Here is a 25133-nt window from a genome sequence, read left to right on the forward strand (position 1 = left end):
CCGTTACCTGTCAGATTCCATCCCCGGCCCAGGCGCCGCCACCGGCGGCCGGGGCGAGATGGAAGCCGTCGAGCCCGTCGCTGGACGGCGCGCGGCCGGCGCGAAGCCGGGTCACGTAGTCGAGCGCACTCGCCACGACGCGCTCGGAATAAGGCTTGGCGATCACCCCCAGCGCGCCGGCGAAATCGGGTGGGATGCGCTTGGCGTTGGCGGTCATGAACACCACCGTGATGCGCGGGTCGGCGCTGAGCTGGCGGGCCACCTCCACGCCGGTCGGACCGTCGATGAGGTGGATGTCGACCAGCGCGAGATCCGGGGCCGTGCTGCGGCCGAGTGAAACCGCGTCCGCCGCGTTGCCCGCCACGCCGACGCTGACATGGCCGAGATCCTCGAGGAGGCATTCGAGTTCGAGGGCGATCAGCACCTCGTCCTCGACGACGAGGATGCGCAGCGGCGTCTCGCTCACCTCCGACATCGCGGCCCTCCCGGCGCCCCTCGTGCCAGCCGCAGCCAGCTCTTCGCACATTCTCGGGAGAGGGAAACGGGCACGGGCACCCGGGCAGTTCCTTTCCGGTGAATCGTCGCGTTCCGGCCGTCCGCGCCCATCAAAGCGCGGCCTCGGCGAGCGGGATGGTGATCGCGATCCGGGTACCGGGGCCGGCATCCGACCATTCGAGCCGCCCGCGCAACTGGCGCACCACCATCTCGACCAGGGTCCGGCCGAAGCCGGAGGGGTTCGGCGTCGCGGCCTCGACCCCGATGCCGTCATCCTCGATGACGAGGCGCATGCCGTCCTCGCAGCGGTGCGCCTCGATCGCGACCCGGCCGTGGCGCTCCTCGGGGAAGGCGTGGCGCAGGGCGTTGGTGGCCAGTTCGTGGATCAGGAGCGCCAGCGGCGCGGCCATGGCGGCGGAGAGCGCCAGCGCCTCGATCTCGGTCTCGATCCGCGTGCGGTCCCCGTCGAGGCCGGCGGCGAGGTCGGCGATCAGGTCGGCGGTGAACTCACGGAAATCGAAGCGGGACACGTCGCCCTCGGAATAGAGCATCCGGTGCGCCGTCGAGAGAGCGCCGATGCGATCGGCCATGCCCTGGAGCGCGTCGCGGGCCTCGCCCACGGGCGTGCGGCGGGCCTTCAGCAGCATCAGCGAGGAGATGACCTGGAGGTTGTTCTTGACCCGGTGATCGACCTCGTGGAGCAGGGCCGTCTTCTCTTCGAGGGCGGATCGAAGGTCGGCCGTGCGCTCGCCGACGAGCCGCTCCAGGGCATCGTTGGCGTCGCGCATCGCCACTTCCAGGCGGTGCTTGTCGGTCATGTCGGCCTGGGCCGAGAAGAAGAACAGCACGGCGCCGGTCTGGTCGCGCACGGGGGTGATCGTCATGCCGTTCCAGAACGGCGTGCCGTCCTTGCGGTAGTTGAACACTTCCCCCTCGAAGGGCTGTTCCGCCGCGAGTGCCTCCCGCATCGCCCGCGACACGGCCGGATCGGTGCGAGGCCCCTGCAGCATGCGGCAGTTGCGGCCGTAGATCTCCTCGCGCGCGTAGCCCGTCAGCGCCAGGAAGGCGCCGTTCACCCAGACGACCGGATTGTCGTCCCGCCGTGGGTCCGTAACGACCATGGGCGTCGGGCTGGCCTCGAAGGCCGCCGCGAAGACATCCACCGTCATGCCCGAGGGCAGGGTCGCGCCGTTTGGAAAACCCGTCATCATTACGCCAACACAGACACGCCGCGCGAAGAGGGGCATGCGATCCGGAGTCACCCGACGCGCCCCGCTGCGTCCGGCTCCGCGACTCCAACGGTCCCGCCCTGCCGCCGTTCCGTGCGGGTGCAGCGGGTCCCGGCCGGACTGTGAGGCCTCGGCGGAGCCGATTTGGGCTGGCGGGCGCAAGGCCGCCATGTTTTCTGCCGATTCAAGACCCCGCGAGCGCGGATGCGACCGGCATCGCGCGGCGCAAGCCCAGGCCCACGAACACCCCGCGCCCCGACCGGGTCCGGGGCTCCAAGGAGTTCCACGCGATGGCGGCGGATGCAGCGGCCCCGAAGGCGCAACCGCGCAAGTTTCGCCTGAAGGACATCACCGAGGACCGCCGCGTCGCCCTGATGCTCGCGCTCGGCTTCGCCTGCGGCCTGCCGATCCTGCTCGTGTTCTCGACGCTCTCGGCGTGGCTCGCCACCGCCGGCATCCAGCGCACCAGCATCGGCCTGCTCTCCTACGTCTCCTTCGCCTACTCGCTGAAGTTCCTGTGGGCCCCGGTGATCGACCGCTTCGATCTGCCTTTCCTGGCGCGCCGGCTCGGCCGTCGCCGCGCCTGGATGGTGGCGGCGCAGATCGCGGTGGCGCTGGGCCTCATCGGCATGAGCCAGGGCGATCCGGCCGCCTCCTTGAGCTTCATGGTGATCTGCGCCCTTCTCACCGCCTTCGCCTCGGCGACGCAGGACATCGTCGTCGATTCCTGGCGCATCGACGCGGCCCCGACGGAGCGGCAGGGCGTGATGCTCGCCGCCTACCAGCTCGGCTACGCCGTCGCCCGCGCCTTCGCCGGGGCCGGCGCGCTCTACCTCGCGCAGGGGGCGGGCTGGAGCCTTGCCTACGGGGCGATGGCGGCGCTGATGCTGGTCGGGCTGGTCGCCGCCGGGCTCGCCCCGCGTCAGGACCCGGTGACGGTGCCCGGCGAGCGCCGCTCGGTCGCCACGACCCTGCGCGTCGCCGTGGTCGATCCCTTCTCCGACCTCGTGCGGCGCAAAGGCGCCCGGCTGATCCTGATCCTGGCGCTGATCATGTTCTACCGCCTGCCCGACATCATCTCGGGCGTGATGGCCCAGCCCTTCTACATCGAGAAATGCTTCTCCCTCACCGAGATCGCCAACGTCACCAAGATCTACGGCGTCATCGTCGGCATCCTGGGCGCCTTCGTCGGCGGGCTCTCCGTCATCCGCCTCGGCCTGAACTGGACGCTGCTCATCGGCGGCATCATCGGCGCCGCCTCGAACCTGATGTTCACCTGGCTCGCGCTGGCCGGACCGGAGCGGGGCGCGATGCCCTTCTTCTGGATCGCCAACGGGGCCGTCGACACGACCGACCTGATGCTGCTGCTCCAGGCCAAGAGCGGGGCGGGCGGCGGCGTCATTCCCTGGATCCCCGAGCGGGCGCCGCTGTCGCTGTTCGTGCTCAGCATCTCGATCGACAATTTCGCGGGCAACTTCGCGGGCACCGCGCTGATCGCCTACATGTCGAGCCTGACCTCGCCCGCCTTCGTGGCGACGCAGTACGCGCTCCTCTCCTCGCTCTACGCCCTGCCGGGCAAGTTCGTCGGCGGCTTCTCGGGCTACATGGTCGATGCGATGGGCTATCCCGTCTTCTTCGCCGCCTCGGCCGGGATCGGCATTCCGGTGGCCTTGCTCTGCATCGTCCTGATGGCCCTGCGCGAGGGTCGGGAGGAGCCGGTGCCGGAGCCCGTCCCCGAGGCGGAGGCGATCGCCATGAAGGCGTGATCGACGCGTCAGGAAGCTTCGGGGTCGGCTTGGGCTGAGCTCAGCGGACCCTCGGAAAACGGAACCAAGCCCGCGGCCCCGCGCTTGCTGTGTCCGATGTCACTGAGGTGCGATGACGGGATACGAACCGTGAGCGACTTGACCCTCGTCGGGCAGACCCTGCCGGTTCCGGTGGAGGCGCCCCCCTCGGTGCCTTTGTCGGAGGCGGACCGTGCGGCCCTGCGCCGGGCGGTGAGCGTGCTGGAGAAGCCGGGACTGGCCGCCCGGCTCTCGGCGGCGGCGGGCGCCCCGCTCGACATGATCGGCCGGGCCCTGCCCGCACCCTTGACCGAAACCGTGGCGAGCGCGACGGAGGGCGCGATGCGCACGGCCCTGCGGGTCGCGCTGGCGACCCTGCCCGACAAGTCCGTCAAACCCGCCGGCACGGCTCTGGAGCGGGTCGAGACGGAAGCCGGCGGGCGCCTGAGCCGCCTTCTCGGATCGAGCGATGCCCGCCACAAGGCGCTCGCGGCGGTGACCGGCGCCGTGGGCGGCGTGTTCGGGCTCGCGACCGTGGCGGTCGAATTGCCGATCTCCACGACGCTCATGCTGCGCTCGATTGCCGAGATCGCCCGCGAGGAGGGCGAGGACCTCGCCGACCCGGAGGCGGCTTTGGCCTGCGTACAGGTCTTCGCCCTGGGCGGACGCGGTGGCGCCGAGTCCACGGTGGCCGATAGCGGCTACTTCGCCGTGCGCGCGGCGCTGGCCAAGACCATGTCGGAGGCCGCCCGCTACGCCGCGCACCGCTCGCTGCTCGATGCCGGCGCCCCGCCGCTGGTGCGGCTCACCGCGCAGATCGCCTCCCGCTTCGGCCTCGTCGTCTCGCAGAAGGTCGCGGCCCAGGCCGTGCCGGTGATCGGCGCACTCGGCGGGGCGGCCGTCAACGCCGCCTTCATGGATCATTTCCAGTCCATGGGTCGCGCCCATTTCACCGTGCGCCGGCTGGAGCGCGCCTACGGCAAGGAGGCGGTCCGCGCCGCCTATGGGGAGGAGAAGGCGGCGCTCGGCTTCGGCTGAGGGCCCTCAGGGCCAGACCTTGATCGCCACCGGCCGGCGTACGAGATCGCGGTCGGAGGTGATGGTGCAGCCCTCCGTGCGCAGGGTCGCGTAGGTGAGGAGCGCGCCCGCACCCACGTCGTCGAAGTTGCGCCCTTCCGCCTGCGGATCGAGCAGGGAGGGGTAGGCGATGAGCCGGCCCTTGGCCTTGCAGGGATCGTCGTAGAGCGTCGTGCCCGCCAGAAGCAGCCGCGGCGCGTCCCAGGTCACGAGGTCGCGCGACGAGCTCCAGTAGAAGCCGGATTCCGGGAAGCGTCCGCCGGCCGAGGCCATGAACACCGCGATCCAGGCGCCCGTGCCGCGATGGCGCACCACCGCTCCGACCGGCGCGGGAAAGGGCTCGACCGGCTTGCAGGTGTCCGCGAGCTTGAACGTCTTGCGGTAGGGATCGGGAAAGGCGGCGGTGAAGCCGGTGCCGGTCCAGGCGCGCCAGCTCGCCGGGTCCTCCGGGCGGTCGGTGCGGAACAGGCAGACGCCCGCATGCTGGTCGCTGCCGGGCCGGTCCCAGCCCGTGGTCGAGGCGAAGAAGTAGCGCCAGCGCCCCTCCGCGACGATGTTGGAGGGGTTGAAGAAGCCCCGGTGGCGGCCCTGGCCCTCCTCCTGGCGGAAGGGCGCGCCCGCCACCACGGCCGGCGGCGCCGCGCGGGAAAAGCTCGCGCCCCCGTCGCGGGAGAAGGCCGCGGTCACCGTGTTGTACCAGCACTCCATGTAGACCTTGGAGCGGCAGCGGCCGGGATGCTCGTTCGCTTGATACTCGTGGTGCAGCAGCGCGGCGACGCTTCGCCCGTCCTCGGTCCAGGTGGCGGTGATCCAGGAACGGTCGTCGTAGAGGGCCGGGTCGGGCTTCTCGCCGGAATCGAGCACCACGCGGCAATCGATCGTGAGGCGGTCGAGGTCGGGCCCGCGCAGGGCCCGGTTGCGGTAGTGCAGCCCGTAGAGGGCGATGGCGCCCGAGGCGTCGCGGAAGGCGCGGGCGGGCGCGTCGGGCACGTCGGCCCCGTCGCAGGCGTCCCGGGTCGCGGAGAAGAGCGTGCGCTCCGGCCCCGTCAGGGTCAGCGCGGAGAGCGGCGGCTCGGAGGCCGCGCCGGTCGGCGGCGCGAGGCCGCAGGCGGCCGCGAGCAGGGCGGCGAGAGGGCGGAGCAGTCTGGACATCGCCTAAGGATTGCGTTTTGAACCGTTACAGGGAGCTTGTCCGCATCCGCCGGAGCGAGCGCCGTCCACAGGCTGCCCCATGCTCGTTCTGATCCTCGGCCTCGTGCTGTTCCTCGGCACGCACGCCTTCTCCATGGCCCGCGGGCCGCGCGCCGCGGTGATCGACCGCTACGGCGAGGGGCGGTTCAAGCTCGGCTACACGCTGCTCTCGGCCCTGGGCCTCGCCCTGACGGTCTACGGCTACGGGCTCTACCGGCAGGAGGGCATGATCCCGGTCTGGTCGCCGCCGCTCTGGACCCGGCATCTGGCGGTGCTGCTGACGCTCTTCGCCTTCATCAGCCTGGCCGCGACGTACCTCCCCGGGCAAATCCGCACGAGGCTCAAGCACCCGATGCTGCTGGCCGTGAAGATCTGGGCCACCGCCCACCTCCTGGCCAACGGCGATCTCGGTTCGATCCTGCTGTTCGGCTCGTTCCTCGCCTGGGCCGTGGCCGCGCGCATCAGCGCCAAGCGCCGGAGCCGGACGCTGACGGCGGGGCAGGTAGCGCAGCAGCACGGCGGGCAGGCCGCCCCGGCGGGCTGGCGCAACGACGCCATCGCCGTGGTGGTCGGCGTCGTGGCGTGGTTCGTGTTCGGCAAGTACCTGCACCCGCTCCTCATCGGCGTCGCCGCCTGGCCGGGACAGGCGTGAGGGCGAAAGCGCGCGTAGTCGCCAAAGCGGGGGCGCTGTGCTAGGCGCCCTCGCGAGAGACGACAGGCGAGGCGAGCGCGCTTTCCGCGAGGGGCGCCCGGATTGGTGATGGCCGAGAACAACGAGTTCATCCGCGAGGTCGACGAGGATTACCGCCGCGACCAGGTCGCCCGGATCTGGAAGCGCTACAACGCGCTCATCATCACTGCCGCGATCCTGCTCGTCGCCGCCGTGGGCGGCTACAATTATTGGCGCCATGCCGAGCGCGCCCGCGCCGAACTCGCCTCCGAGCGCTTCGACAAGGCAAGCCGGCTGGCCAAGGACGGCAAGGGGGAGGAGGCGGACCGCGACTTCGCGGCGATCCAGGCCGAGGGTCCGGGCGGCTACGCCCTGCTCGCCCGCTTCCGCCTCGCCGCCGAGACGGGCAAGCGCGATGCGAGCGCCGGCGCACAGGCCTACGACACGCTCGCCGCCGATTCCGGCATCGGCGACACCCTGCGCGACCTCGCCCGCCTGCGCGCCGCGCTGCTGCGCCTCGACGGACCCGACCCGGCCGGCGCGCTGACGAGCCTGCAGGGGCTCGCCGCGCCGGCCAACGCCTTCCGCCACACCGCCCGCGAGATGCTCGGCCTCACCGCGCTCAAGCGCGGCGACATCGAGGGCGCCGGCCGCTGGTTCGATCAGATCGCCGCCGATGGCGAGACGCCCCAGGGCCTGCGCCAGCGCGTCGAGATCTATCAGGCCCTCGTGGCCGGCGGCCCGGTCACCGTGACCGAGGCCAAGCCCGAGAACGCCGCCCCGCCGCCGATCACCCGCTGACGGCGCAGGCCGAACGGCGTACGCTTCGACACACCGAACACTGCGCCGCGGGCCTGTCAGCCCGCGTGCCCGACGAGACTGTTGTTTCCCATGGATCTGCCGACCGTCGCGATCGTCGGACGCCCGAATGTCGGCAAGTCGACGCTCTTCAACCGGCTGGTCGGGCGCAAGCTCGCCCTCGTGGACGACCGCCCCGGCGTGACCCGCGACCGCCGCGAGGGCGAGGGCTTCATCGGCGACGTCGCCTTCCGCGTCATCGACACCGCCGGCCTCGAGGAAGCGGACGCCGACTCGCTTCTCGGCCGCATGCGGGCCCAGACCGAGGCCGCGATCCTCGAAGCCGACGCGGTGCTCTTCGTCATCGACGCCCGGGCCGGCGTGCTGCCGGCCGACCGGCCCTTCGCCGAACTGGTGCGCCGCTCCGGCTGCCCCGTCATCCTCATCGCCAACAAGGCGGAGGGCGGCGCCGGCATGTCCGGCGCCTACGAGGCCTTCTCGCTGGGCCTGGGCGACCCGATTCCCTTCTCCGCCGAGCACGGCGAGGGCCTGGGCTCGCTGCAGGATGCCTTGCGCGAGGTTCTGCCCGAGCCCGACGAGGAGGACGCGGACGAGGAGGGCGGCAAGGGCCTGCGCGTCGCCATCGTCGGCCGCCCGAACGCGGGCAAGTCCACCCTCATCAACCGGATGATCGGCGAGGACCGGCTCCTCGTCGGCCCCGAGGCCGGCATCACCCGCGATTCGATCTCCCTCGACTGGGAGTGGCGCGGGCGCCGGATCAAGCTCCACGACACCGCCGGCATGCGCCGCCGGGCACGCATCGACGACAAGCTGGAGAAGCTCGCGGTCTCCGACGGCCTGCGCGCCGTGCGCTTCGCCGAGGTCGTGGTCGTGCTCCTCGACGCGACGATCCCCTTCGAGAAGCAGGATCTCACCATCGTCGATCTCGTCGAGAGCGAGGGCCGCGCCCTGGTGATCGGCCTCAACAAGTGGGACCTCGTGGCCGACCAGCCGGGCCTGCTCAAGACCCTCAGGGAAGACTGCACCCGCCTGCTGCCGCAGGTGCGCGGCGTCTCGGTGGTGCCGCTCTCGGGCTTGGCCGGCGACGGCATCGACCGGCTGATGCAGGCGGTGGTCGATGCCTCCGAGGTGTGGAGCCGGCGCGTCTCGACGGCGCGCATCAACGCGTGGCTCACCGACGCGACGCAGCGCAATCCGCCCCCGGCCGTCTCGGGGAGGCGCATCAAGATCCGCTACGCCACCCAGGTGAAGAGCCGCCCGCCGCACTTCGCCCTGTTCGGCAACCAGCTCGACGCCCTGCCGAAATCCTACACCCGCTACCTCGTCAACGGCCTGCGCGAGGCCTTCGAACTGCCCGGCTCGCCGATCCGGCTCTCGCTTCGCACGACGAAGAACCCGTTCGACAAGGGCTGATCGGTCTCCCAACCGGGGCTGGCGGAACCGGCGCTTCGCTTTCCGCTTGCAACGTCAGGCTGCGCGCAGCAATCATCGACGGTCTGCGTCGAAGATCGGCCGCCATGACGTCGAGACCGCACCGCCGCCTCGTGCTGTTCCTGGACGGAACCTGGAACAAGGACGACGATGCGCATCCGCCGACCAACATCGTGCGGATGCGCGAGATCCTGAAGATCGGCGTCGACGAGGCGCTGGCGAAGAATCCCCCGCAATCCGACAATGCAGGCGGCTCGCGGGCGACCGGCTCGATCATCGAAGAGAACGGCCGTTTCATCGAGTACGTGGTCTTTTACGATCGCGGCGTCGGAACGGGCGCGTGGCTCGACCCCCTCAAGGGCGGCGCGTTCGGCAAAGGTCTCGACCGGAACATCCGGCAGGCCTACCGCTTCCTCAGCGAACACTACGCCGAGGGCGACGAAATCTACGTCTTCGGCTTCTCGCGCGGCGCCTTCACCGCGCGCACGCTCGTGGGCTTCCTGTCCGCGGTCGGGCTGCTGAAGCCGCGCTCCTGCACGCCGGAGACCGAGCGCCGTGCGTGGCGCCACTACCGCCGCAAGCCGCAGGACCGCTACTGCGCCGAGTGGTTCGCCCTCGAACCGCACGTGTTCGACCGCAAAGCCCTCCGGGTCGCCTGCCTCGGCGTGTTCGACACCGTCGGCGCCCTGGGCGTGCCGCTCGACGGCTTCCGCGCGGCGAATGCGGAGACGTACGCCTTCCACAACACCGAACTCTCCTCCATCGTCGATGTCAGCCTGCACGCCGTGGCCATCGACGAGCGCCGCCGCTCCTTCGAGGCCGCCCTCTGGCAGAAGCCGAAGTTCAAGCGCCATGTCGGGGCCGTGATCGAGCAGGTCTGGTTTCCCGGCGCCCACGCCGATATCGGCGGCGGCTATGCCGACTGGACCCGCGAGGGGCCCGTCCGGCAGGGGCGCGAGGAACTCGCCCTGGCCTGGATGATCGCCCGGGTGAAGGCGCTGACGCCGGGCCTCCACTTCGCGGATTTCGAGGACAGGGGGCGCAGGCCGCTCCGGATCGATCTATCGGCAGCGGCCGCGGCGACGATCCATCGGCCCTGGCTCCGCATCACGCGCCACCGCCGGGCCGCGCGCTGCATCAACCAGATTCCGCCGCTCGCGGAGAAGGGCACCCGGGCCGTCGGCGCGATGCCGCACGCCGAACCGATCAACGAGGCGGTCCATATCGGCGCGCTCGAACTGCTCCACCGATCCCAGGGCGTCGTCTTCGAGGGCGAGGGACGGCCCGTGCCCTATCGGCCGCGCAACCTCGTCGCGGCCCTGCCCGCCATCGCCGCGACCTACGGCGCGGCCAGTCCGGCCATCCGGGGGCGTTGGGAGCCGTTCGCCCGCACGCTGCCAGATGGCGCCGTCTCCGAGCCCGAACTCTGCGTGGTCGACTGGAACGGGGAGCGCATTCCCCGCAGCACGTCGGAGGGCGACCCGTGCGGCCTCGCCGTGCTCAGGCTCCTGCCCGACGACCCGGCGGCGCTGGGGCTGACCTTGCGCGGCCGTCCGCAGCCCGGCCTGTCGCGGATCGATCCCATCTGCCCATCCGCCGACACCGATCCCGCCGGAACGGGGACGGACAGCCCGACGAACGGGGGCGATGGAGATTTCGGCCACGGGCCGCGTTGATCCTCGGAAGCGCGAAGCCTCGCCTCGTCCCGGCAGGCTCCGCGCTCGGCTCGCATCCGCACGGACCGCCTCCGATGGCCGACACGCCCTCCGCCGCCGCGCGGCCGACGAAGTTCGGCCCGCCGCGCGCGATCATCCTCGCGGCGCTCGCCGCCCTGGCCCTGATCGTCATCGCCACGGCGCCGCTGCTCCTGCGCGTCCTGGGCGGCGAGGGAGCGCCCCACGCCGTGGCCGAAGGCCTGTCGAGCCGCGGCTTCTGGACCGCCGTCGCGGTCGGCCTTGCCGCGCAGACCGTCGATGGGGCGCTGGGCATGGCCTACGGCATCACCTCCACGACCTTCCTGCTCTCGACCGGCGTGCCGCCGGCCGCCGCCTCGGCTTCGGTCCACGTGGCGGAGATCTTCACCACCGCCTTTTCCGGCCTGTCGCACTGGCGCCTCGGCAACGTGGACGGCGCGCTGTTCCGGCGCCTGCTGATCCCCGGCGTGATCGGCGCGGTGGCGGGCGCGACGCTGCTGACCTCGATCGACGGCGACACGATCAAGCCCTTCGTCGCGGTCTACCTGCTCTTGATGGGGCTCTACGTGCTCTCGAAGGCGTTCCGCACCCTGAAGGTCCGGCGCGAACCGCCCCGGGCGGTGGTGCCGCTGGCGCTCGGCGGCGGCTTCGTCGATGCCGTCGGCGGGGGCGGGTGGGGGCCGGTGGTGACGACCACCCTGGTCGGCGGCGGGCAGGATCCGCGTACCTCCATCGGCTCGGTCAACGCGGCGGAGTTCTTCGTGGCGCTGGCGAGCGGGCTGTCCTTCACCCTGCTCGGCGGCCTGACCCACTGGACCACCATCGCCGGCCTCGTTCTCGGCGGGTTGTTCGCGGCGCCCATCGCCGCCCTGCTCGTGCGGGTGATCCCGGCGCGGGCGCTGATGGTCGTCGTGGGGCTGCTGATCGCGGGCCTGAGCCTCGTCAACCTCGCCGGGCTGTTCGGCTGAGGCGTCAGCCCGCCCGAGTCGTCTCGGCGAGCCAATCCACCACCGCGTCGAGGGCCTGACGGTTGCTGGTGTCGCCGCCGCGGGCTTGCTCGAAGGCCGCGATCTGCCGGTCGGCGCTGGTGCCCTCCCGCACGATCCGGCGGGCATCGTCCACCTCGGCCGTGCAGCCGAGCGCCTCCGCATCCTCGGCGATCAGCGAGAGCAGGGTGTCGAGCGCCTCGGGGAAGGGGAAGGCCTGCTCGGCGGTCTCGTCGATCAGTTCCGCCTCCACGCCGCTGCGCTGGGCTCGCCACAGGTTCTCCGCGGCGATCGCCCGGGAGACGCCGGTGAGCCCCGCATGGATGTCGGGCCGGCGCTCCACCAGCCGCACGAGGCAGCGGAACAAGGCGGCGATCACGATGGCATCGGCGAGCCGGGTGCAGGAATCGGCGATGCGCAGTTCGAGCGTCGGGAACTTCGCGGAGGGGCGCAGGCTCCACCACAGGAAGCTCGCATCCTGGATCGAGCCGGCATTGGTCATGATGCGCACGTAGCGCTCGTAGGCCGCCGTGTCGCCCATCAGGTCCGGCAGGCCGGTGCGGGGCAGTTCGCCGAAGGCGCTGAGGCGGTAGGCGGACAGGCCCGTGGGCTTGCCCTGCCAGAAGGGCGAGGAGGCGGTCAGCGCGAGGAGCAGCGGCTGGAACGGCAGCAGCCGGTCCATCAGCGCGACGCGCCCGCCGGGATCGGCCACCTCCACGTGGACATGCATGCCGCAGATCAGGCTGCGCCGCCCGGCAAGCCCGACATCGCGCAGGATGCCGCGATAGCGGTCGCCCTTGGTCGGCAATTGCCGCGCCCATTCGGCGATGGGGTGGGTGCCCGCCGCGAAGACGAGGAGCCCGTGTTCCTGCGCCAGTTCGGCGAGCGCGCGCCGCTGGCGCAGGAGCGAGGCGTGGGCTTCGGGAAACGTCTCGGAGGGCGGGGTGCAGACCTCGACCTGGCACTGGAGCAGTTCGCGCCCGATCTCGGGCAGGCGCTCGCCGGCCGCCTGATGGAACGGCGCCACGGAGCGGCGCGGCGTGCCGCGGGTCTCGGCATCGGCGAGGAAGTACTCCTCCTCGATTCCGAACCGGTACGAATGGGCACTCATTCCCTTGCGTCTCCGAAAACGCTGACGCGCCGCCGGACCGGCGGCCGCGAAGAACCGGTTTGCGCGAAAAGACTTGAAAAGGACTTGGCAGTGAGCAAGCCGTTTGCCCGCCCCGGGGTTCCGCCGCGCGGCCCGGCCCGCGACACCGTGGCGGCCGGGCGACACCCGCCGGGGCTCGCGCGGGGGCCGGGGAGGGGGCTACAGAACGTCCGATCCCGCGAGATGCTTCGACACAAGCCACCATGCCCGAGCTGCCCGAAGTCGAGACCGTGCGCCGGGGCCTTGCCCCCGCGATGGTCGGCGCGCGCTTCGCCCGCGTGACCCTGCGCCGGCCGAACTTGCGCTTCCCCTTCCCCGAGCGCTTCGCCGAGCGGCTGGAGGGCACGACCGTGCTCGACCTCGCGCGGCGGGCGAAATACCTCACGGCCTCGCTCGATTCCGGCGAGAGCCTGATCCTGCATCTGGGCATGAGCGGGCGCTTCGACGTGCGCCTGCCCGACGGCTCGAACCTCTCGCCCGGGGACTTCTACCTCGAGGGGGCGCTGGGCAGCCCCAAGCACGACCACGTGGTGATGGCGCTCAACAACGGGGCGAGCGTCACCTACAACGACGTGCGCCGCTTCGGCTTCATGGACCTCGTGGCCACCGACGGGCTCGAGACCTGCCGCCACTTCGCCGGGATGGGCGTCGAACCGCTCTCGGACGCGCTCGACGCGGCCCGGCTCGCGCGCCTGTTCGCGAAGAAGATCACGCCGCTGAAGGCCGCCCTGCTCGACCAGCGCCTGATCGCGGGCTTGGGCAACATCTACGTCTGCGAGGCCCTGCACCGGGCGGGCCTCCACCCGGCGCTTGCCGCGGGCGCGCTGGCGAAACCCGACGGCGCCCCGACGCCCAAGGCGAAGAAGCTCGTCGGCGAGATCAAGGCGGTGCTCACCGAGGCGGTGGCGGCCGGGGGCTCGACCCTGCGCGACTATGCCCGGCCGGACGGGGAGCGGGGCGCCTTCCAGCACGGCTTTCGCGTCTACGACCGCGTCGGCCATGCCTGCCCGACGCGGGGTTGCACGGGGCGCGTCGGACGGATCGTGCAGGGCGGCCGCTCGACCTTCTTCTGCGAAACCTGCCAGGTGCTGCCTGCCCGCTGAAACCGCCGCAGCGTTTTCATCCCGCTGATATTTTCGCGAAATCGGCCCGCTGCTGCCCGTTTCCTGGGCACGCGGGCGCTGACGGCCGGAACGGTTCCGCACGGCTTTGTGTTTCAGCTTTGCCACAGACGGCAAAGCCCGTTCTCGATCTCCGGTTGCGCCACCCCATCGGCGGCACGCCGGAGGCACAACGATACGGAGAAACACCCATGCGTGCCATGAAGCTCCTCCCGGTCCTCGGCCTGCTCGCGCTCGGCCTCGCCGCCTGCAAGGACGAGAAGAAGGACACCACCGGCACGACCACGCCGCCGGCCAGCAACACGACCACCGCGCCCGCCTCGCCGCCCGCGACCCCGCCGGCCGGCGGCGCGACGACGGCCCCCACCAATCCGCCCGCCACGGCCCCGGCCAACAAGCCCGCCGGCCAGTAACCGTTTCGGAGACGGGCGCGTCCGGCGAAAAGCCGGGCGACGCGCCGAGGAAGGCCCGCCCCTCCGGCGGGCCTTTTTCGTTGCGGATGACACGCCTCCGAAGGTCCGGCTCAGCCGTTCCACCGGTCGCGACGGCTGAAGCGGCGCGCTTGACAGGCCGCGTCTCATGAAACATGAGAAGTTACATGAGACGCGACAGCAAGCTTTCGGGCGTCCTCCACGTCCTCCTGCACATGGCCGAGATGGAGGGGCCGGTGACCTCCGAACGCCTCGCGGGCGTGATGGGGACCAATCCGGTCGTCGTTCGCCGCATCATGGCCGGCCTACGCGACAGGGGCTACGTCTGCTCGGAGAAGGGGCATGGCGGCGGCTGGCGGATCGCCTGCGACCTTCGAACCGTGACCCTGCGCGACATCTATCAGGCGCTCGGCGCCCCCGAGGTCTTCGCCATGGGCCACCGCACGGAGGCGCCCGGCTGCCTCGTCGAGCAGGCGGTCAACGCGGCGATGGACGAGACCTTCCGCGAGGCCGAGGCGCTGCTGATGGCCCAGTTCGGCCGCATCACGCTGGCCGCCCTCAGCGCCGACTTCCATGCCCGCCTCGCCGCGCGCGGCGGCGCGGTCAACCCGGAGACGACCCATGCGCTATGATGCGGTGATCCTCGGCGGCAGCTTCGCCGGCCTGTCGGCGGCGCTCTACGTCGCCCGCGCCCGCCGCAGGGTCTGCGTGGTCGATGCCGGCGCCCCGCGCAACCGCTTCGCGGCGGCCTCGCACGGCTTCTTCGCGCAGGATGGGCAGAACCCGCTCGCGATGATCGCAACGGCCCGCGCGCAGCTCGCGGCCTATCCGAACGCCAGCCTCGTCACGGGCGCGGCGAGCGCGGCGCAGGTGCAGGGCGACGGCTTCCGCGTCACGCTCGCGAGCGGGGAACACCTCACGGCAGCCAAGCTCGTCCTGGCCTTCGGCATCGCGGACATCCTGCCCGAACTGCCCGGGCTGGCGGAGCGCTGGGGCACGAGCGTGCTGCACTGTCCCTATTGCCACGGCTTCGAGTTCGCCGGCCGCCGTCTCGGCGTGCTGTACGCCGCCCCGATCTCGCTGCATCAGGCGGCGCTGGTCGCCGAATGGGGACCGACCACGCTCTTCCTCGACGGAAATCCGATGCCCGAGGCGGACGCTTGCGCGCGCCTCGCGGCCCGCGGCGTCGGGATCGAGCCCGGTCCCGTCCGGGCACTCGCGGGCGACGGCCCGGCCCTGGCCGCCGCGCTCATGGCCGACGGCCGCAGCCTCGCCCTGGACGCGCTGTTCGTCGGCCCCCGCCACCGCCTGAACAGCCCGATCGCCGAAGGCCTCGGCTGCGCGGTGGACGAGGGGCTGCACGGGCCGGTGATCCGCACCGACGCCGCGAAGGAGACCACGGTCCCGGGCGTCTACGCCGCGGGCGATATAGCCCGCTCCCCGCACAGCGTGGCCTGGGCCTCGGCCGACGGCGTCACGGCCGGGGTCTCGCTGCACCAGTCGCTGGTGTTTCCGCGCCTGGCGGCGTGAGGGGGACAGGGCCGATCGGAAACGATCCTGCCCTTGGACCCTGTTGCCGGGTGAGCCTTCCCGACCCGATCGCGCCGAGGCGCGACCAGGGTCTGCGTGCCGGCTCCCCATCATGGATATCCGCCGCCCCGTTCTTGTCTTCGTCTGAAGAGGATCCGTACCGGCCCGCCCCCGACGGGCGATCGGTGCTCATCCATCGAGATGACCGTAGATCAGGGTGATTGTCCCCTATCCCGTCGATTAGTTTCGGGTTGCCACCGGGTAGCGCGGCGATAGGCTCGGTTGCGGACGCGGTGCGATTCTCTTCACCCGGTCCTTCCTCGATGGGATCGAAGATCAGATGCAGCGGCTTCGATCGCGTCGGCTCGTCGCACAGGCCTGCCTGATGCTCGGCGTCGTCTGGGGCGGCCAGGGAAGCGCCTTCGGCCAGAGCCTCACCCGCGCGCAGGTCGAGGCGAAGCTGCCGGCCCTCGACGCGCTGGCGCAACAAGCCATCGACGCGGGCGACGTCCCCGGCCTCGCGATTGCGGTGGTCTACGGCGACGAGACGCTCTTCCTGAAAGGCTTCGGTCTCAGGGAGGTCGGGAAGCCCGACCGGGTCGGGCCGGATACGGTCTTCCAGATCGCGTCCTTGTCCAAGCCCGTGACCTCGACCGTCGTGGCGGCTCTCGTGAGCGAGGGTGTCGTCGACTGGGATTCCCGCGTCGCCGATCTCGATCCCACCTTTCAGCTTCACGAGCCCTACCCGACCTCGCAGGTCACTGTGCGGGACTTTCTCAATCATCGCAGCGGCTTGCCGGGGCGGGCCGGAGATGACCTGGAAGATATCGGCTACGATCGTGACGAGATCCTTCGCAGGCTGCGCCTCGTGCGACCGTCCTCCAGCTTCCGGGCGGGCTACGCCTACAGCAATTTCGGCTTCACGGAGGGCGCCGTCGCCGCCGCGCGGCCAACCGGCCGGTCCTGGGACGCCGTGGCGCGCGAAAAGCTCTTCGATCCTCTGGGCATGACGTCCACGAGCACGACGCATGACGGTTTCCTGATGCGCGTCGATCGTGCGGCGCTTCATGTCAGCCTCGATGGCGCGTGGACCGCCGGGGTCGGACGGAATCCCGACGCGCAGGCCCCGGCCGGCGGCGTCAGCTCCACCATCCGCGATCTCGCCCGCTGGATGCGGCTCGAGATCGGCAAGGGTCGTTTCGAGCGCAGGCAACTCGTTTCCGAGGCGGCGCTCGCGCAGACGCATGCGCCGCTCACGGCACGCGGCACCAATCCCGTGACCGGGGGCGCCTCGTTCTACGGCCTGGGCTGGAATGTCGAGTACGGCCGCCACGGTCTCGTCTGGGGCCACGCCGGCGCCTTCAGCGTCGGCGCGCAGACCCTCGTCTCGATCCATCCGGAGGCGAAGCTCGGCCTCGTCTTGCTGACGAACGCTTTCCCCTCGGGCGTCCCGGAAGGCCTTGCCGACAGCTTCGCGGACCTCGTCTTCGATGGCCGGATCCGCAAGGACTGGCTGAAGGAATGGGGCACGGCCTACACGAGCATGTTCGCGCCGAGCGTGGCGGCGAACCGTGCCGTCTACGAGCGGCCTCCCGCGAATGCGTCGGCCGCGCTGCCCCTGTCGGCCTATGCGGGCCGTTACGCCAACGCGTATGTCGGCGACGCCGAGGTGGCGGAATTCGACGGCCGCCTGACCCTGACGCTCGGGCCCGGCGGCGCGCGGACCTATCCGTTGCGGCACTTCGATCGCGATGTCTTCCTCTGCTTCCCGGATGCGGAGGCCCCCGACAATCCGTCCGCGATCCGCTTCGCCGTCGGAAGCGGCGGGAAGGCCACCGCCGTGACGGTGGATGCGCTGAATGCGAACGGTCTCGGCACGCTCGATCGGCCGGGCGAGTGAGCGCTTCTGCGCGGGGCCGAGCCGGCGGCCGGGCTCCCTCCTCGGGGCGGTCCCTCGGGACGGGCTGCCGAGCGTCGGGCTTGCGCCGCTAGAGCATCGTTCCGAAAGGTGGCCGCCGGCTTTCGGAAAAGACGATGCGAAACAAGAGGCTAGACCATCGTCTCGCGCTTCGCCCGCCGCCCCGCCGTCTCCTGCAGCACCCGCGCCAGCTCCGCCGCCGAGTAGGGCTTGCGCAGCAATTCGAAGCCGTGGGCGTCGTCCTGGGCCAGAACGTGGCTGTAGCCGGAGGTGAGCACCACCGGCAGGGTCGGATAGCGCTCGCGCAGGAGGCGGGCCAGGGCGATACCGCCCATGCCGGGCATCACCACGTCGGAGAAGACGGCGTCGAAAGCGGCGTCGGCGCGTTCCAGCACCGCCAGGGCGGCCTCGGCGTTCTCGGCCCAGACCGGGCGGTGGCCGAGTTCCTCCAGGATCTGCGTGCAGAAGCGGCCGACTTCGAGGTTGTCCTCGACCACGAGGATCGCGAGGCGCACCGTCTCGCCCGTCTCCGGCCTCGGTTCGGCGAGGGCGGGGGCCTGCGCGGGCGCGGCGACCTGGGGCAGGAAGAGGGTGAAGCGCGTGCCCTCGCCCGCGCGGCTCCGCACGTCCACGTCCCCGCCCGACTGCTTGGCAAAACCGATCACCTGCGAGAGGCCGAGCCCCGTGCCCTTGCCCACCTCCTTCGTGGTGAAGAACGGCTCGAAGATGCGCCCGAGATCCGCCGCGGCGATGCCGGTGCCGGTATCGGAGACCGAGACCGCGACGAAGGGGCCTCGCGCCCCGGCATGGCCGCGGATCGGCGGCATCGGCGCGCCGCCGTCGAGATGCAGGGTGAGGCGCCCCTCGCCGTCCATGGCATCGCGGGCGTTGACGGCCATGTTGACGAGCGCGGTCTCGAACTGGCTCGCATCGGCCCGGACGTAGCAGGGCTCGCCGGGCAGGTCGGTCACGACGCGGATGCGGGCGCCGGTCACGGAATCGAGCATCTCGCAGATGCTGCGCAGCCGCTCGCACACGTCGAAGGTCTCGGGCTTGAGCGCCTGGCGCCGGGCGAAGGCGAGGAGCTGGCCGGTGAGCTTGGCCGCCCGGTCCACGGTGTCGGAAACCGCGTCGAGGTAGCGGCCCTTGCGCTCCGGGGCGAGGTCCGGCCGGCGCAGGAACTCCACCGAGGAGCGGATGATGGTGAGCAGGTTGTTGAAGTCGTGGGCCACGCCCCCGGTGAGCTGGCCCACCGCCTCCAGCTTCTGCGACTGGCGCAGGGCATCCTCGGCCAGCCGCTGCTCGGTGATGTCGCGGCCGAAGCCGTAGAGCAGGCCGTCGGCGGGCACGAAGGTCCAGAGCACCCGGCGGGCGCCGCCCTCCTTGGTCAGGCAGCTCAGTTCGAGATCGGCCGAAGCGCCCGCCACGAGCCGCTCCAGCGTGCGGCCTGCCGTCTCGCGCTCCTCGGGAGCGAAGAATTCGGGGACGAACCGTCCGACCGTCTCCTCCGGCGACCAGCCCAGAGCCCGGCTCCACGAGGGGTTCACGGCCTCGATCCGTCCGTCGGGCAGGGCCACGACCTTGAGGACCGGCGAAAGCGTCCAGACCCGGTCGCGGTCGCGCCGCTGCGCCACCACCTCCGCCTCCAAGTCGGCGGTCTTGGAATGGAGCAGGTGCTCGACGCGGCGCCGGGCGGTGATGTCCTGGAACAGCACCGCCACCTGCCGCCGCTCGGGCGGCTCGATGCGGAAGGCGGCGAGTTCGAGGTAGCGGCCGGTGGCGACGAGTTCGCGCTGGAAGCGGATCGGCCGGCCGGTGCGCAGCACGCCGCCGTAGAGTTCGACCCAGCCGTCGGCCTCGTCGCCGACCATCGCGCGCACCCGCTGCCCGACCACGTGGTCGATGCCGGCATGCTGCGCGTAGGCGCGGTTGGCCTCCACGTGGACGTAGTCGCTCAGCGGCCCGTGGGGACCATCGAGGAACTCGATGACGCAATAGCCCTCGTCCATCTGCTCGAACAGCGTGCGGTAGTGCTGCTCGCTCTCGGCCAGGGCCGTGCGCTGGGCGCGCTGCTCGGTCACGTCCCGCACCACGCCCGCGATCCGCACCGGCCGGCCGTCGGCGTCGCGCTCGACCTCGACGGTGCGGGCGAGCCAGCGGACCCCGCCGGTGGCGCGATTGCGCACGCGGTAGATCACCTCCTGCGCCGCCGGCTCCTCGGGCGAGGGCAGGGCCGCGGCATCCTCCGCCGCGATCCGCTGCGCGAAGACCGCGAAGGGATGGCTCTCGCACGCGTCCAGGCCGTGCAGGCGGCAGAAGGCGGGGCTCGGATGCAGCACGCCCGTGCGCAGATCGAGGGTGAACATGCCGATCCCGGCGGCGTCCTGCGCCCGGGCGAGATGGTCCTGCGCCGCGCGGAAAGCGTCACGAGCCGCGTCGGCAGAGGTTTCGCCCGCTCGCAGGCGCACCAGCTCGGCTTCCAGCTCCTCGATGCGGCGATACGGGCTCTCGGTCATGCTCACAGTCGGGAGTGTAACACGCCACGGGACGGCGCAAGCGCGACCGTTTAACCGAACCGTCGCTTTTCCGCTGCACCCGCCACCTTACGATGACGCACGGTCGAGCTCCGGATAGTGCCGGAAGATGCCCTGCTCATCGAAGGGCAGGCGCCGCTCGCTGGCGCGGTAGGCCGCGATCCGCGGCAGCGCCCCGACCCGGGCCGCGTGGGCGGCGACCCGCGGCGTCCGCTCCAGGGCGCGGCCGGCGGCCTTCGGGAAGGCGTAGCGCAGGCCCTCGACGAGGTGGAACAGGGAGGTGTCGGCGTAGCTCAGCGCGGCGCCGACCAGATGCTCCGGCCCCGCCGGGTTGCGGGCGAGCACCCGCTCGAACCAGCCCAGGAACTTCGGCATGCGGCTCTCGCAGACATCGCCCGCGCGCCGCCGCGCCTCCGCCCGCTGCTCCTCGTAGGTGAGGCTCGCCGCGATCGGATGGTGGGTGTCGTGGGCCTCCGCCACCATGTCGGCGATCGTCAGCTGGATCTGGTGCGTCCAGATCCGGTCGGCCTCGCTCGCGCCGACGAGGCCGAGGCGGGGCCCGAGATAGAGCAGGATCGCCGCGGTTTGTCCGATGACGAGATCGCCGTCCCTGAGGAAGGGCGGCGCGAAGGGCGGGCGCAGCGGCTCGTCCTCCAGCCGGTCCATCATGGCCTCGATGCCGCCGCCCTCCGCCTCGGGCAGGCGGGCGACATCGACGTAATCCGCGCCGGCCTGTTCGAGGGCAAGCCGCACGAGCTCGCCGCGCCCGGGGATCATCGGCCAGTAGTGGAGTTCGTAGGCCATGGCGCCGTCCTGCCGCAACCGGCTCTACCAGCCGCCGCGTTCCGCGCGGTCCGGGGCGCGTCCCTGGGGCGTCAGGGCGTCGATCACGCCGGGCAGGGCCTGGGCGAGCTGAGCCAGCAGATCCTCGCGCTTCAGGCCGGTCTCGCGGCTGAGATCGTCCACCGTGCCGGAGCCGAGGGCGTCGGCGAGGCGGTTCGGAGCGATCTCCCGGTTGGGACCTTGAGCGATCCAGGAGCCGATCACGTCGCCGAGCCCGCTGCGCTCGAAGCTCTGGATCAGACCGTCGAGCCCGCCCGCCACGGGGCCGCCCCCGTCCTCCGGCTCCCGGTCGAGGCCGGCATAGGGGCCGTCTCCCGGCGACCGGCCGCCGGACGCACCGCCGGGCCCGTCGAGCATGCCGGCGAGGTCGCTGAAGTCGCCGCCGGACAGGTCGTCCCGCGCCGACGGTTCGCCGCGCCGGCCCTGGCCGAACCCGCCGAGATCGCCGTCATCCGCACCCGGGCCGGGGAGGGGGTGCCCCTCGGGCTCGTCCCGTCCGCGCCCGAGGATGTCGCCGAGCCCGCCGCTCGCGCCCTTCGCCAGCAGCAGCATGAGCAGCGCCTTGACCACGGGCGAGGCCAGCGCCCCGCCGCGCCCGCCCCCCAGAACCTGTCCCACGACGCCGCCGATGACCTGATCCAGCAGACCCATGCCCGTTCTCCCGCAGCTCTCGCTCGATCGCCCGGCGGCGCGGGCCCGAGACGGTTTCCATGCGTTCCGTCTCCCGTGATCCGGGGATCACAGGATGCGGCCGAGAGCATCGTCCCGAAAGGTGGCCGCCGGCTTTCGGAAAAAGACGATGCGAAACAAGAGGCTCGAACATCGTGCCGGATACGATGTCCGGCACGAGTTTCTAGTTCTCCAGGCTCGAGCGGAAGGACTTGGAGAGGTGGTCGCTCGGATTGGTGCGGGTGGTCTTGCCGCTCATCCTCTTGCCGTCCCCCCTCTTGCCGTCCGCCACCACCGAGGTCGTGGACCGGATCGCGCTCGGCGGCGAGACGTTGGCGGTCGGACGCTCGGCGGCGCGGTCGTTGCCCCGCACGGTGTCCGTCCCCGAGGGCAGGGTGCCGGCGGTGGGCTGGTCGTTGGGATTGGCCACGCTCTGGGCGAGGGCGGGCGCCGCGCTCGCCGACAGGATCAGCCCGCCGAGAAGGGCGCCCGCGGCGGCGCGGCGGCGTGAGGACAGGACTCGCATGGCTTCGGCTCCGTCGGCTGCGCCGCCGCCGCGCGGGTGCGCGGGCGGAAAGCGGGATCTGAGGAGCCAATCCCCGTCCAGCGGCCGAGGTTCCGCAATGCAGGCGGTCGTACCCCCCGGCTCAGCCGCGCTTGCGCCCGCCACCGCCCTTGTAGCGGGGCTTCTGGCCGCCGAGCCCCTGCGTCGAGCGGGCCTTGGGCCGCTCCTGCCAGGGCACGGCCCCGGCCGGCAGCTCGCGGTCGGTGCCCGGGCCCATATTGTCGAGGGTGGGCTTCGCGATGCGGCTGCCCTTCTGCCCGTAGCGCCCGGCCTCGCGCTCCACGTCGGCCTGACGGGCCATGGGGTCGTCGGAGACCATCAGCTCCGTGGCCTGGAGACGCTTCAGCTCGTCGCGCAACCGCGCGGCCTCCTCGAAGTCGAGGTCGGCGGCCGCCGCGCGCATCCGCTTCTCGAGGTCGGCCATCACGGCCTTGAGATTGTGGCCGACGGTGATCGCGTCCTTGGCCAACCCCGTATCGACGCGGACGTGGTCGCGCTCGTAGACGCTCTCCAGAATGTCGGCGATGCCGCGCTTGACCGATTGCGGCGTGATGCCGTGCTCCGCGTTGTAGGCGAGCTGCTTCTGGCGGCGCCGCTCGGTCTCGGCCATCGCCCGCTCCATCGAGCCGGTGATGTTGTCCGCGTAGAGGATGCAGCGGGCCTCCGCGTTGCGGGCCGCGCGGCCGATGGTCTGGATCAGCGAGGTCTCGGAGCGCAGAAAGCCTTCCTTGTCGGCATCGAGAATGGCGACGAGCGCGCATTCTGGGATGTCGAGGCCCTCGCGCAGGAGGTTGATGCCGATGAGGACATCGAACGCACCCAATCTCAAATCGCGAATGATCTCGATGCGCTCCAGGGTGTCGATGTCGGAGTGCATGTAGCGCACCCGCACCGCGTTCTCGTGCAGGTACTCGGTCAGATCCTCGGCCATGCGCTTGGTCAGGGTGGTGACCAGCGTGCGGTATCCCGCCTGGGCCACGGCGCGGACCTCGCCCAGCAGGTCGTCGACCTGGGAGCGGGCCGGGCGGATCTCGATCACCGGATCGACGAGGCCGGTGGGGCGGATCACCTGCTCGGCGAAGACGCCGGCCGTGCGCTCCATCTCCCACTTGGCCGGGGTCGCCGAGACGTGGACCGATTGCGGGCGCATCGCGTCCCATTCCTCGAACCGCAGGGGGCGGTTGTCGAGGCAGGAGGGCAGGCGGAAGCCGTACTCGGCCAGCGTCGCCTTGCGCCGGAAGTCGCCCTTGTACATGCCGCCGATCTGCGGAACCGTGACGTGGCTCTCGTCGGTGAAGACGAGGGCGTTGTCGGGCAGGTACTCGAACAGGGTCGGCGGCGGCTCGCCGGGCTTGCGGCCGGTGAGGTAGCGCGAATAGTTCTCGATGCCGTTGCAGGCACCCGTCGCCTCGATCATCTCGATGTCGAAGGTGCAGCGCTGCTCCAGTCGCTGCGCCTCGATGAGGCGGCCCATCCGGGTCAGCTCCTCGACGCGGAGCTTCAGCTCCGTCTTGATGCCCTTGATCGCCTGTTGCAGCGTCGGGCGCGGCGTGACGTAGTGCGAGTTCGCGTAGACTTTGACGAACTTCAGCTCGTTGAGCTTCTTGCCGGTCAGGGGATCGAACTCGACGATGGATTCGATCTCGTCGCCGAACAGGCCGATGCGCCAGCCGCGATCCTCCAAGTGGGCCGGCCACAGCTCGATCACGTCGCCGCGCACCCGGAAGGTGCCGCGGGCGAAGTCCGACTGGATGCGCTTGTACTGGAGCGCCACGAGGTCGGCGATGAGCTGGCGCTGCTCGATCCGCTCGCCGAGCGACACCGTGAACGACATCGCCGTGTAGGTCTCGACCGAGCCGATACCGTAGATGCACGAGACCGAGGCGACGATGATGACGTCGTCCCGCTCCAACAGGGCGCGGGTGGCCGAGTGGCGCATCCGGTCGATCTGCTCGTTGATCGAGGATTCCTTCTCGATGAAGGTGTCCGAGCGCGGGACGTAGGCTTCGGGCTGGTAATAATCGTAGTACGAGACGAAATACTCGACCGCGTTATCGGGAAAGAAGCTTTTGAACTCGCCGTAGAGCTGCGCGGCCAGCGTCTTGTTGGGTGCCAGGATCAGGGCCGGGCGCTGGGTCTCCTCGATGACCTTGGCCATCGTGAAGGTTTTTCCGGAGCCCGTGACGCCGAGCAGCACCTGATCGCGCTCGGCCGTCTTCACGCCCTCGACCAGGGCGGCGATCGCGGTGGGCTGATCGCCGGCGGGCGTGAACTCGGATTTCAGCGTGAACTTGACCCCGCCCTCGGACTTGGCCGGCCGCTCCGGACGGTGCGGCACCCAGGCCTCGCCGTTCTTGAACAGCGGGTTGCCCTCGGTCAGGAGCCGTTCCAGCGCCTCGACGGTGGCGGAAACCCCCTCGGTGGCGAGCGAGGGCGTGTCGTCCTGCGGCGCGGCTTCGGGCGCCGGGCCGTCATCGGGCGGGATCAGGCCGAGCGCCTGGGCCAGCCGCGGATCGACATCGGCGGCGTCCCCGATGGCGAAGCCCGCCTGCGGCGCCTCGGCGAAGCCATCCTGCGCGATTGTCTTGTAGGCCTTCGCCGCACCCTTCTGTCCGCGTCCCTTCCGGGGCGGCTCCGGTACGGGCTCGACCGCCTTCGGGCGGTTGCGGTTGAGGGCCGGGTTGAGCAGCGCGGCGAGATGTTCGTCGAGCGGCATCAGTTCGGGCCGGTCGGCCTTCGCCGCCGTCTTCGAAATCGTCTTCGGGGTCGCCTCGGCCGATGCTTTGGCCGGGCTCACGCGCGGTGTCTTGGGTGCGGGCATGGCGGCAATATGGGCTCGTCGGGCGGTCTCCGGAAGAGTCCGAACGGCCCGAGATTGTCCCGGCTTGCGGCCGTTTTGGGCCCGGACTAGGGCCTGTCGTCGCGTGAACGGACTGCGAGATCTGGCGTTTTCTCGTTTTCCGGTGAGGAGGCGTGATGCTGTCAGACGCGCAGTG

At 71.2% G+C, this 25133-nt stretch carries 21 protein-coding genes; 12 read left to right on the forward strand and 9 right to left on the reverse strand.

Going from position 1 to position 25133, the window contains the following annotated elements:
• Positions 1-10: 10 nt before the first annotated feature.
• Positions 11-475: a response regulator gene (locus ACPCJR_RS22820; protein ID WP_391516241.1), complete on the reverse strand. Its 465-nt coding sequence runs from the start codon at positions 473-475 to the stop codon at positions 11-13.
• Positions 476-605: 130 nt separating this feature from the next.
• The gene (locus ACPCJR_RS22825) at positions 606-1703 is read right to left on the reverse strand and encodes a PAS domain-containing protein (RefSeq protein ID WP_391516239.1); all 1098 of its coding nucleotides are present in this window, start codon (positions 1701-1703) and stop codon (positions 606-608) included.
• Between the two features lie 311 nt (positions 1704-2014).
• Here ACPCJR_RS22825 and ACPCJR_RS22830 point away from each other — a divergent pair, with 311 nt between their 5' ends.
• Together ACPCJR_RS22830 and ACPCJR_RS22835 are read left to right on the forward strand one after the other, a co-directional pair.
• A complete protein-coding gene (locus ACPCJR_RS22830; RefSeq protein WP_391516237.1) occupies positions 2015-3490 on the forward strand; it encodes an AmpG family muropeptide MFS transporter in 1476 nt (491 codons plus the stop codon).
• Between the two features lie 129 nt (positions 3491-3619).
• Positions 3620-4546 (forward strand): EcsC family protein, encoded by a 927-nt coding sequence (locus tag ACPCJR_RS22835; RefSeq protein ID WP_391516235.1) that lies wholly within the window; start codon positions 3620-3622, stop codon positions 4544-4546.
• A gap of 6 nt (positions 4547-4552) precedes the next feature.
• Here ACPCJR_RS22835 and ACPCJR_RS22840 read toward each other — a convergent pair whose 3' ends face one another.
• Positions 4553-5737, reverse strand: a complete 1185-nt coding sequence (locus ACPCJR_RS22840; protein ID WP_391516233.1) for a hypothetical protein — start codon at positions 5735-5737, stop codon at positions 4553-4555.
• 79 nt (positions 5738-5816) lie between these two features.
• On the opposite strand from ACPCJR_RS22840, the gene ACPCJR_RS22845 reads away from it, so the two are divergent.
• The 5 genes from ACPCJR_RS22845 (at position 5817) to ACPCJR_RS22865 (ending at position 11358) form a co-directional block, all read left to right on the forward strand.
• A complete protein-coding gene (locus tag ACPCJR_RS22845; RefSeq protein ID WP_391516231.1) occupies positions 5817-6428 on the forward strand; it encodes an NnrU family protein in 612 nt (203 codons plus the stop codon).
• Positions 6429-6536: 108 nt separating this feature from the next.
• The gene (locus tag ACPCJR_RS22850) at positions 6537-7247 is read left to right on the forward strand and encodes a tetratricopeptide repeat protein (protein ID WP_391516229.1); all 711 of its coding nucleotides are present in this window, start codon (positions 6537-6539) and stop codon (positions 7245-7247) included.
• A 90-nt stretch (positions 7248-7337) separates the two neighbouring features.
• Complete coding sequence (gene der / locus ACPCJR_RS22855; RefSeq protein ID WP_391516227.1) at positions 7338-8678, forward strand: ribosome biogenesis GTPase Der; 1341 nt, start codon at positions 7338-7340, stop codon at positions 8676-8678.
• Between the two features lie 104 nt (positions 8679-8782).
• Positions 8783-10372: a DUF2235 domain-containing protein gene (locus tag ACPCJR_RS22860; protein ID WP_391516225.1), complete on the forward strand. Its 1590-nt coding sequence runs from the start codon at positions 8783-8785 to the stop codon at positions 10370-10372.
• Between the two features lie 74 nt (positions 10373-10446).
• A complete protein-coding gene (locus ACPCJR_RS22865) occupies positions 10447-11358 on the forward strand; it encodes a sulfite exporter TauE/SafE family protein (protein WP_391516223.1) in 912 nt (303 codons plus the stop codon).
• A 4-nt stretch (positions 11359-11362) separates the two neighbouring features.
• On the opposite strand, the gene ACPCJR_RS22870 is transcribed toward ACPCJR_RS22865, so the two are convergent.
• Positions 11363-12487, reverse strand: a complete 1125-nt coding sequence (locus ACPCJR_RS22870) for a carboxylate-amine ligase (protein ID WP_391516221.1) — start codon at positions 12485-12487, stop codon at positions 11363-11365.
• 242 nt (positions 12488-12729) lie between these two features.
• Here ACPCJR_RS22870 and mutM point away from each other — a divergent pair, with 242 nt between their 5' ends.
• From mutM to ACPCJR_RS22895, 5 genes are all read left to right on the forward strand, one after another.
• A complete protein-coding gene (gene mutM, locus ACPCJR_RS22875) occupies positions 12730-13629 on the forward strand; it encodes a bifunctional DNA-formamidopyrimidine glycosylase/DNA-(apurinic or apyrimidinic site) lyase (RefSeq protein WP_391516219.1) in 900 nt (299 codons plus the stop codon).
• A gap of 209 nt (positions 13630-13838) precedes the next feature.
• The gene (locus tag ACPCJR_RS22880) at positions 13839-14060 is read left to right on the forward strand and encodes a hypothetical protein (protein ID WP_391516217.1); all 222 of its coding nucleotides are present in this window, start codon (positions 13839-13841) and stop codon (positions 14058-14060) included.
• A 185-nt stretch (positions 14061-14245) separates the two neighbouring features.
• Positions 14246-14710: an Rrf2 family transcriptional regulator gene (locus tag ACPCJR_RS22885; RefSeq protein WP_391516215.1), complete on the forward strand. Its 465-nt coding sequence runs from the start codon at positions 14246-14248 to the stop codon at positions 14708-14710.
• The gene (locus ACPCJR_RS22890; protein WP_391516213.1) at positions 14700-15608 is read left to right on the forward strand and encodes an NAD(P)/FAD-dependent oxidoreductase; all 909 of its coding nucleotides are present in this window, start codon (positions 14700-14702) and stop codon (positions 15606-15608) included. Before ACPCJR_RS22885 ends, ACPCJR_RS22890 begins: the two co-directional genes overlap by 11 nt.
• Before the next feature lie 340 nt (positions 15609-15948).
• Positions 15949-17508: a serine hydrolase gene (locus tag ACPCJR_RS22895; protein ID WP_391516211.1), complete on the forward strand. Its 1560-nt coding sequence runs from the start codon at positions 15949-15951 to the stop codon at positions 17506-17508.
• Positions 17509-17657: 149 nt separating this feature from the next.
• On the opposite strand, the gene ACPCJR_RS22900 is transcribed toward ACPCJR_RS22895, so the two are convergent.
• The 5 genes from ACPCJR_RS22900 to uvrB all read right to left on the reverse strand — a co-directional run bounded on the left by ACPCJR_RS22900 (position 17658) and on the right by uvrB (position 24958).
• The gene (locus ACPCJR_RS22900) at positions 17658-20042 is read right to left on the reverse strand and encodes a hybrid sensor histidine kinase/response regulator (RefSeq protein ID WP_391516209.1); all 2385 of its coding nucleotides are present in this window, start codon (positions 20040-20042) and stop codon (positions 17658-17660) included.
• Between the two features lie 87 nt (positions 20043-20129).
• Positions 20130-20864 (reverse strand): glutathione S-transferase, encoded by a 735-nt coding sequence (locus ACPCJR_RS22905; protein ID WP_391516207.1) that lies wholly within the window; start codon positions 20862-20864, stop codon positions 20130-20132.
• A gap of 24 nt (positions 20865-20888) precedes the next feature.
• Complete coding sequence (locus ACPCJR_RS22910; protein ID WP_391516205.1) at positions 20889-21554, reverse strand: YidB family protein; 666 nt, start codon at positions 21552-21554, stop codon at positions 20889-20891.
• A 202-nt stretch (positions 21555-21756) separates the two neighbouring features.
• Positions 21757-22098, reverse strand: coding sequence for a hypothetical protein (locus ACPCJR_RS22915; RefSeq protein WP_391516204.1), 342 nt, complete (start codon positions 22096-22098; stop codon positions 21757-21759).
• A gap of 121 nt (positions 22099-22219) precedes the next feature.
• Positions 22220-24958, reverse strand: a complete 2739-nt coding sequence (uvrB, locus tag ACPCJR_RS22920; RefSeq protein WP_391516202.1) for an excinuclease ABC subunit UvrB — start codon at positions 24956-24958, stop codon at positions 22220-22222.
• Between the last annotated feature and the right edge of the window lie 175 nt (positions 24959-25133).

The sequence above is a fragment of the Methylobacterium sp. NPDC097929 genome (genome assembly GCF_049543375.1).
Classification (GTDB): Bacteria; Pseudomonadota; Alphaproteobacteria; order Rhizobiales; family Beijerinckiaceae; genus Methylobacterium.